This is a genomic window from Novosphingobium sp. AP12, from assembly GCF_000281975.1.
Taxonomy (GTDB): Bacteria; Pseudomonadota; Alphaproteobacteria; order Sphingomonadales; family Sphingomonadaceae; genus Novosphingobium.
In genome coordinates this window covers 1-7344 of the sequence record NZ_AKKE01000165.1, presented here as the reverse complement: position 1 = coordinate 7344, position 7344 = coordinate 1, and the positions used below count along the sequence as shown (strand labels likewise).

8 protein-coding genes and 1 other RNA gene are annotated in these 7344 nt (G+C 65.9%); 3 read left to right on the top strand and 6 right to left on the bottom strand.

What is annotated here, in order from left to right:
* Positions 1–210 precede the first annotated feature (210 nt).
* From rnpB to PMI02_RS23380, 4 genes are all read right to left on the bottom strand, one after another.
* An RNA gene (rnpB, locus tag PMI02_RS26105) (RNase P RNA component class A) lies at positions 211–653 on the bottom strand.
* A gap of 8 nt (positions 654–661) precedes the next feature.
* Entirely contained in the window at positions 662–1366 is a 705-nt protein-coding gene (locus PMI02_RS23390) for an N-acetylmuramoyl-L-alanine amidase (RefSeq protein ID WP_007687688.1), read from the bottom strand.
* A gap of 18 nt (positions 1367–1384) precedes the next feature.
* A complete protein-coding gene (locus PMI02_RS23385; protein ID WP_007687687.1) occupies positions 1385–2029 on the bottom strand; it encodes a histidine phosphotransferase family protein in 645 nt (214 codons plus the stop codon).
* Positions 2030–2083: 54 nt separating this feature from the next.
* Positions 2084–2488 carry a Mov34/MPN/PAD-1 family protein gene (locus tag PMI02_RS23380; protein WP_036505227.1) on the bottom strand — a complete coding sequence of 135 codons (405 nt, stop codon included), beginning with the start codon at positions 2486–2488 and terminating at the stop codon, positions 2084–2086.
* An 18-nt stretch (positions 2489–2506) separates the two neighbouring features.
* Here PMI02_RS23380 and PMI02_RS23375 point away from each other — a divergent pair, with 18 nt between their 5' ends.
* Together PMI02_RS23375 and rpoH are read left to right on the top strand one after the other, a co-directional pair.
* A complete protein-coding gene (locus tag PMI02_RS23375; protein WP_007687686.1) occupies positions 2507–3451 on the top strand; it encodes an RluA family pseudouridine synthase in 945 nt (314 codons plus the stop codon).
* 95 nt (positions 3452–3546) lie between these two features.
* Positions 3547–4449: an RNA polymerase sigma factor RpoH gene (rpoH, locus tag PMI02_RS23370; RefSeq protein ID WP_007687685.1), complete on the top strand. Its 903-nt coding sequence runs from the start codon at positions 3547–3549 to the stop codon at positions 4447–4449.
* Between the two features lie 61 nt (positions 4450–4510).
* Here rpoH and PMI02_RS23365 read toward each other — a convergent pair whose 3' ends face one another.
* Positions 4511–5749 carry an MFS transporter gene (locus PMI02_RS23365; protein ID WP_007687684.1) on the bottom strand — a complete coding sequence of 413 codons (1239 nt, stop codon included), beginning with the start codon at positions 5747–5749 and terminating at the stop codon, positions 4511–4513.
* A gap of 189 nt (positions 5750–5938) precedes the next feature.
* Here PMI02_RS23365 and mtgA point away from each other — a divergent pair, with 189 nt between their 5' ends.
* Positions 5939–6604, top strand: a complete 666-nt coding sequence (gene mtgA, locus PMI02_RS23360) for a monofunctional biosynthetic peptidoglycan transglycosylase (RefSeq protein ID WP_007687683.1) — start codon at positions 5939–5941, stop codon at positions 6602–6604.
* Positions 6605–6611: 7 nt separating this feature from the next.
* Here mtgA and PMI02_RS23355 read toward each other — a convergent pair whose 3' ends face one another.
* On the bottom strand, positions 6612–7220 hold the full coding sequence (locus PMI02_RS23355; RefSeq protein ID WP_007687682.1) for a carboxymuconolactone decarboxylase family protein: 609 nt from the start codon (positions 7218–7220) through the stop codon (positions 6612–6614).
* Between the last annotated feature and the right edge of the window lie 124 nt (positions 7221–7344).

The window sequence follows — 7344 nt, the reverse complement described above, 5'->3', positions numbered from 1 at the left end:
CGAAGCACCGATCTATGGAACTCAGGTCAAGCCGGGCTGAACCATGCCTCTACCCGGCGCCCGCTCGCAAGGCATAACCCACTACGAGTACCCGCGCCCTCAAGCATGGGCGCTCATGGCGCCGACCCGACGTTTTTCCGCGCAAGTTTCCCGGTGTAAGGCCCGCGCTCGCCAGCGGGCGTTTGCGCGTGTCTATCTCAGGGTCCGATTTGCGCCGGGGAGCCTGTAAGCCGGGTTCTGTTCCTGGCGTGGTCTCCCAATCGAGGGACCTTACGACAGGTGGCAGCCATTCCTCTAGGCGATACATCGCTGCATCGCTCAAGCGACCAACCCGGGCTGCCTGGGTCCGAAACGAACCCGCCGATCCCCCCGCTTTCGCGGACGCCGGCGCGCAGCCCCTATTCGGTCTTGCTCCGGGTGGGGTTTGCCTTGCCGCTTGCCGTCACCGGTAGCGCGGTGCGCTCTTACCGCACCCTTTCACCCTTACCTGCTCCCGAAGGAACGCGGCGGTCTGCTCTCTGTGGCACTTTCCCTAAGCTTCGGAAGGCCTGGAAGCCCCCCTCGCCCGGCGGGCGTTACCCGCCACCCTTGTTTCGTGGAGCCCGGACTTTCCTCGCGGCCCGAAAGGACCCCGCGGCTGCCCGGCTCCCCGGCGCGGGCGTCACCTAGCACGCCCTATGTCGCGCTCCAACAGAAGTTCGAGCAGGATTCCGCCGATCTCCCCGTCGATTTCGCCGTCGATGATCTCGGGCCGCCAGCGCCGCTGGAAAGCGCGTACCGCCGCGCGGCCGTCGGTGATGTCGTAGCCGAAGCGCTCCATCGCGAGATAGAAGGCGCCCGGATTGTCGTAGAACAGGTTCATCTTCGCGCGCGGGACATCCAGCGCGAGGCCTAGTTGCCCAAGGCGCGGCCAGTCGAAGTATTCGCCCGGATCGTCCTTACGGGCGGGCGCGATGTCGGAATGGCCGACGACGTTGGCGCGCGGGATGTCGTGGCGGTCGAGGATGTCGGCCAGCAGCGGCGTCAGCGCGTCCATCTGCGGCTCGGGGAACGGGCGGTAGCCATGTTCATGGCCGGGGTTCACCAGTTCGATGCCGATGCTGGCGGAGTTCACGTCGGTCACCCCGCGCCAGTAGGCGCGCCCGGCGTGCCAGGCCCGCTTGTCCTCGGGCACCAGCGAGGTGACTGTCCCGTCCTCGTCGATCATGTAGTGCGCCGAGACTTCCGCCTCGGGATCGCACATCCTCGCAAGGGCTTCCTCGCCGGATTTCATGCCGGTGTAGTGGAGCACCGCCATGGTGACCGGCAGCTTGCGCTCGTTCCAGTTGGGGGAGGAAACCCTACGGTTGACGAGCCAGCGGTTCATCGTGCCCTCCCCTCCCCCTCAGGCCCCGGGGAGAACCGCGCCGAGCACCAGCGCATCCTCTGCCAGGACATATTGCAGCTGCCCGCCGATCGCCTTCGCGAGCTGGTCGAGCATGGCGGCGGGCGCGGTGCGGCTGGACAGCTCGCCTTCGGGCAGCGTCCCTTCCAGCGCGCTTCCGACCGAGCGGTCGAAGGCGATGCGCGGGCCCGCCGCGCGCACGACGATCTCGCTGTGTCCGCCGCGGTATTCCGCCGCGATGTCGAGCGTGCCGCCGCGCGGCAGCGCTTCGAGGCCGATCAGCGCGAAGTTCAGCAGCGTCTTGATGGCGGGCTTGGGCAGCGAATCGCTCGGCAACGCCCAGTTCAGCGTGACGCGCTTGTTGTTGGCGACGAGCGCGTCGACCAGCACCTTGGCCTCGCCCACCGGCACCATCTCGCCGAAGCCGCCGGCCGCGCCGAACGCGAGGCGGAAGAACTTGAGCTTGTCCGCCGAGATCCGCGCGCTCTGCTCAAGCAGTTCGAAGCAGCGGGCCCGCATCTCCGGGTCCTTCTCGTCGGCGAGAAGCTCGAGGCCGTTGGACAGCGCGCCCACCGGGCTGAGCATGTCGTGGCACAGGCGCGAACACAGGAGGCTGGCAAGTTCGACCGAAGTCGTGGTGGTCATGGAATCAGGTACTTTCCGTATTCTTTTCAGGCGGCCCTGCGCTCGCGCGCGCCGTCAGTCCACGACGCGGAAGGCCAATGGCGCAAATCCATTCCCGCTATCGCGCCAGAATGCAACCTCGCTTCCCGCGATGATCGCCCAGATGCGCGAATCCCCGGTGGAATGTTCGCAATCGGTCGCCGATGGCACCGGATGGCCCGTAGGATGCGAGTGGTAATAGCCCAGCACCGGTGGCCCGCCGCCGCGCGCCGCCTTGTGCGCGGCGAGCAGGGCAAGCGGGTCGATCTCGAAGCGCAGGCGAGGCTCGTCGGCGATGTTCTTGGCAGGTTTGGCGCCCTCGATCCGCCAGCCCTGCCCCGACGCCGGGCCCGAAAGCAGCCCGCAGCATTCCTCCGGAGCCGCTTTCGCCGCCTCATCCAAAAGTATGGCGAGCACGCCACTTGTCACCTCGATATCCATCCCCAAATCGTACCGGCAATGGGGGTCAACGCAAATATCATCGAAGGGCTCGTGGGCGAGCCCGGCGGCCGTCTCGACAAGGCACTGGCCGACGCGAGCGGCCTTTCTCGCGAACGGGTCAAGGCGCTGATGGGCGAAGGCCGCGTGAGCCTTGCCGGCAAGCCGGCCGCGCAGGCCTCGCTCAAGGTAGAGCCCGGCACGCCCTTCGCCATCGAAGTGCCCGAGGCCGTGGCCGCCGAGGCGATCGCGCAGGACATTCCGCTCAATGTCGTATTCGAGGACGAATACCTGATCGTGGTCGACAAGCCCGCCGGGCTCGTCGTGCATCCTGCCGCCGGCAACCTCGACGGGACGTTGGTGAACGCCCTGCTCCACCACTGCCGGGGCCAGCTTTCCGGCATCGGCGGGGTCGCGCGGCCGGGCATCGTCCACCGCATTGACAAGGACACCTCGGGCCTGCTGGTGGTCGCCAAGACCGACAAGGCGCACGAGGGGCTGGCGGTGCAGTTCGCCGACCACTCGATCGTGCGCGCCTACCTTGCCGTCGTCGGCGGCCGGCCGATGCCCATGGCGCGGACCGTCACCGGCGCGATCGCCCGCTCGCCGCACGATCGCAAGAAGATGGCGCTGGTCGAGGATGGCCGCGGCAAGCACGCGGTGACCCATTTCCGTACCGTCGAGGCGCTCAAGGGCGCCACTCTGGTCGAGTGCCGACTGGAGACCGGGCGCACGCATCAGGTGCGCGTTCACATGGCGTCAATCGGTCATGCGCTATTAGGGGATCCTGTCTATGGAAGAACACCCAGTTCCCTTCGCGCGATTCTATCGGGACTCGATTTCTCGCGCCAGGCGCTACACGCCGCGGAACTCGGCTTCGTCCATCCCGTTACAGGTAAGAACGTCCATTTCGCCAGCCCACTGCCCGACGACATGCGGACACTGATCGACGAACTGCGACACTGAAATCGCTTTTATGTGCTATCATCATAAGGTGGCCACAAGCTAAGACGCCTTCAAGGGTCTTTGACCGTGTGCCGACCTAGAAAGGACGGATAATCGTGAGCAACAATAGAAACCTGCCGAGCGTCCCGGCTTTGGGCGGTGAGCAGAGCCTCAACCGCTACCTGTCCGAAATCCGCAAGTTCCCCGTGCTGGCTCCCGAGCAGGAATACATGCTCGCCAAGCGCTATTCGGAACATGAGGATCCGACCGCCGCAGCCCAGCTCGTCACCAGCCACCTACGTCTCGTCGCCAAGATCGCGATGGGCTACCGTGGCTATGGCCTCCCCGTTTCCGAGCTGATTTCCGAAGGGAACATCGGCCTGATGCAGGGCGTCAAGAAGTTCGAGCCCGAGCGCGGCTTCCGCCTGGCTACTTATGCGATGTGGTGGATCAAGGCGTCGATCCAGGAGTACATCCTGCGTTCGTGGAGCCTGGTGAAGATGGGCACCACCGCTGCGCAGAAGAAGCTGTTCTTCAATCTGCGCCGCATGAAGAAGAACCTCGACGCCTACGAGGACTCTGACCTGCACCCCGACCACGTGGCCGCCATCGCGACCAAGCTGGGCGTCTCGCAGACCGAAGTGGTCAACATGAACCGGCGAATGATGATGGGCGGCGACGCGTCGCTCAACGTCTCGCTGCGCGAAGAAGGCGAAGGCCAGTGGCAGGACATCCTCCAGGATGACCGTCCGCTGCAGGACGAAACCGTAGCGGACGCAGAGGAAGCCTCGGTTCGCCACTCGATGCTGCTGGAGGCGATGGGTTCGCTCAATGAGCGCGAGCGCGACATCCTCCACGAGCGCCGTCTTACCGAGGATCCCAAGACTCTCGAGGAACTGAGCCAGGTCTATTCGGTCAGCCGCGAGCGTGTCCGCCAGATCGAGGTTCGCGCCTTCGAAAAGCTGCAGAAGGCGATGAACCGCATCGCCACCGACAAGCGGCTCCTCCCGGCGCTCTGATCCGCCTCGAAGCCTGAGTAAGAGAAAGCCGGGCCATCCGTTTGGGATGGTCCGGCTTTTCTCATGCCGGAGCCACCTCTCCGCGCGGATGCATGCGGATCACCCTCACCCAGGTCAGCGCCAGCAGGGCAAGGCCCGCGAAGGTCCAGAACACTCCGGTGTAGCTGCCGAATAGGTCGAAGATCAGCCCGAAGATCGGCGGCGTCGCCAGCATGGCGAGCAGGATCGTGCCCGAAAGCAGCCCCATAGCCCGCCCCACCGCGCGCTGCCCGAAGACGCGGGGCGCGAGGTAGCTCTCGGCCGGGACCATCAGCCCGCCGAACAGCCCGGCCAGCGCGATGCCGAAGGCGATCATCCAGTAACCCCTCATCGCCTGCGTCAGGCAGACCATGCCGACCGAGAAGCCTGCCAGCGAGATATACATCAGCGTGCGCGCGCCCAGCCGGTCGCACAGCGCCGCGAAGTTCAGCTTGGCGACGAACCCGCAGGCCGCATAGATCGAGATCAGCGCGGCGGCGTCCTTGGCCTTGATTCCCGCATCGATGGCGAGCGGGGCGAGGTTGGTGATCGTCCCCTTGAGCCCGGCAGTGACGATGCTGACGGTCACGGCCAGTATCCAGAAGGTCGGATCGCTCAGCACCTCGCGCGCGGAAATCGGCGCCTTGGCCAGTTCCTCCTTGCTGAGCTGCGGAGCCTCGGTGGCGCCGTCGGGATTGAGGCCGCGGTCGGAGGGTCGGTCGATCACCAGCATGGTCACCGGGATCGTCCAGGCCAGCAGCACGAGGCTCAGCAGTTGCAGCGCCTGCCGCCACTCGTTGGCGTTGAGCAGCGCCTGAATGATGAGCGGGAAGAAGAACCCGCCCGCCGAAATCCCGGCGATCGCGATGCCGACCGCCCGCCCCCGCTTCTGCGCGAACCACCGCGAGAGCAGCACCGTGATCGCGACCGGCCCGATCAGCACATTGGCGGGCGCGATCAGCACGCCGAAGATCACCAGCACCTGCATGAACGAGGTAGCCAGCGACATCACCGCATATCCCAGCGCGAGACATACGCCTCCCGCCAGCATCAGGCGGCGCAGCGGTACGCGGTCCATCAGGTTGCCAAGCAGAGGTGCCAGCACCGCGCTCGTTCCCGACAGTACCGTCATTGCCAGCATCAGCACGGTGCGGCTTGGATGGAACTCCTTCGCCAGCGGCACCGCGACGATGGAGTAGGTCGATGCCACCATGCCGGTGGCCGCGAGCAGCATGAAGCCGACCGCCACCTGCCTCCATCCCGCTGCAAAGGATGCCGCCATGCCTGAGTTCTCCCATTCTTGTTATGGCCCGACTATCGACAAGAATGGTCGTAACTGCAAACGGAACGTCGCAATTGCGAATACAGGTATCGGCAGGGCGGGGCTCACGGAGCCGCTGGCGCAACCGCAGCCGTTTAGACTAGAGAGGGACCAAATATCCTTCACTCGACCTTAGGCCAACTCCCACCCATGCGCTTTATCGCCAAGTTCATCCTCTGGTTCGTCGCAATCAGCGTGGCTGTCACGGTGCTCTATCGGTTCGTCCCGCCGCCGGTGACGGTGACGATGCTGATCGACGGCAACGGCATCACCAAGGACTGGGAGCCGCTGAGCAACATCGACCGCAGTATGGTCGCCGCCGTGGTCGCCGCCGAGGACGGTAAGTTTTGCTCCCACAACGGCTTCGACACCGATGCAATCGAGAAGGCGATGGAGCGCAACGCCAAGGGCGGGCGCATCCGGGGCGGCTCCACGATCAGTCAGCAGACCGCCAAGAACGTCTTCCTCTGGCAGGGCGACGGCTGGACCCGCTACGCCCGCAAGGGGCTGGAGGTCTGGTTCACCTTCCTGATCGAGAACCTGTGGGACAAGCGGCGGATCATGGAGGTCTACCTCAACGTCGCGGAGACCGGCATCGGCACTTACGGTGTCGAGGCGGGGGCGCAGCGCTACTTCGGCAAGTCGGCAGCGCACCTGACGCCGGCGGAGGCAGGCCGGATGGCCGCTGCCCTGCCCAGCCCCAAGAAGCGCAGCGTCAAGAACCCCGCCGGCTTCACCCGCCGCTACGGCAACACCATCGCCGCGCGCATCGGCACCGTGAAGCGCGAGGGCTACGACGCCTGCGTTTACGAGTGACAGAGATTCAGCGCGCCGCGAGGCCCTGACCGTGGTCGGTAAGGCGGGTGCGCAGGCTGTTCTGGACATAGGCGGTCATCACGTAGTGCCCGATCACGATCGGCAGTTCCAGCAGCTGCCGCTCGTCGAGATGAGGGGCGAGCGCGTCCCAGGTCGCGTCGGCGATCATCGCGTCGCCGTGGAGGTCCTCCACCGCGCGCAGCACGGCGCGGTCGAGATCGGCCCATCCCTCCGCCCCCGAACCCTCGACGATCCACTCGATCTCGTCGGCCTGGAACAGCCGTTCGCGCGTGGCGTGGACATGCTCGCCCCAGGCATAGGGCGCGCCGCATAGCCAGCTGGTGCGCAGGATCGCCAGTTCGCGCACCCGGTCGGGCAGCGCCGAGCGGGTCGAGGCGGTGACGCCCAGCGCCATGTAGCCGGCGAAGAATTCAGGGCTGTGCGCGAGGTTCGCGAAGAACGGCGCAAAGGGCATGCCCTCGGGGTAGCCGTAAAGCAGGCGAAGCTGTTCCATCGCATCGCGGTGACGCTCGTCGAGTTGCTCCTCGCCGACGAAACTGAGCCGCTCCCGCGCGCCCAGAACCTGCCGATCGCGCGCCTGCGCATCCCATGCCATCACCGTCTCCCTCGGGCCGGAAGCTATCCGAGGCGGCGAGGCAGACAAGCGGCACTCCGATTTAACGCCGGGAGGATGCGCGATCCCGCTGCGCGCGACGGGCAATCGAGTAGGGGGGCGCCTT

What these genes read in the sequence shown, in the direction of transcription:
- mtgA (WP_007687683.1), top strand. Translation starts at nt 5,939, where the DNA reads ATGCGCTTTATCGCCAAGTTCATCCTCTGGTTCGTCGCAATCAGCGTG.
- PMI02_RS23390 (WP_007687688.1), bottom strand. Translation starts at nt 1,366, where the DNA reads ATGAACCGCTGGCTCGTCAACCGTAGGGTTTCCTCCCCCAACTGGAAC.
- PMI02_RS23355 (WP_007687682.1), bottom strand. Translation starts at nt 7,220, where the DNA reads ATGGCATGGGATGCGCAGGCGCGCGATCGGCAGGTTCTGGGCGCGCGG.
- PMI02_RS23375 (WP_007687686.1), top strand. Translation starts at nt 2,507, where the DNA reads ATGGGGGTCAACGCAAATATCATCGAAGGGCTCGTGGGCGAGCCCGGC.
- PMI02_RS23385 (WP_007687687.1), bottom strand. Translation starts at nt 2,029, where the DNA reads ATGACCACCACGACTTCGGTCGAACTTGCCAGCCTCCTGTGTTCGCGC.
- PMI02_RS23365 (WP_007687684.1), bottom strand. Translation starts at nt 5,749, where the DNA reads ATGGCGGCATCCTTTGCAGCGGGATGGAGGCAGGTGGCGGTCGGCTTC.
- PMI02_RS23380 (WP_036505227.1), bottom strand. Translation starts at nt 2,488, where the DNA reads ATGGATATCGAGGTGACAAGTGGCGTGCTCGCCATACTTTTGGATGAG.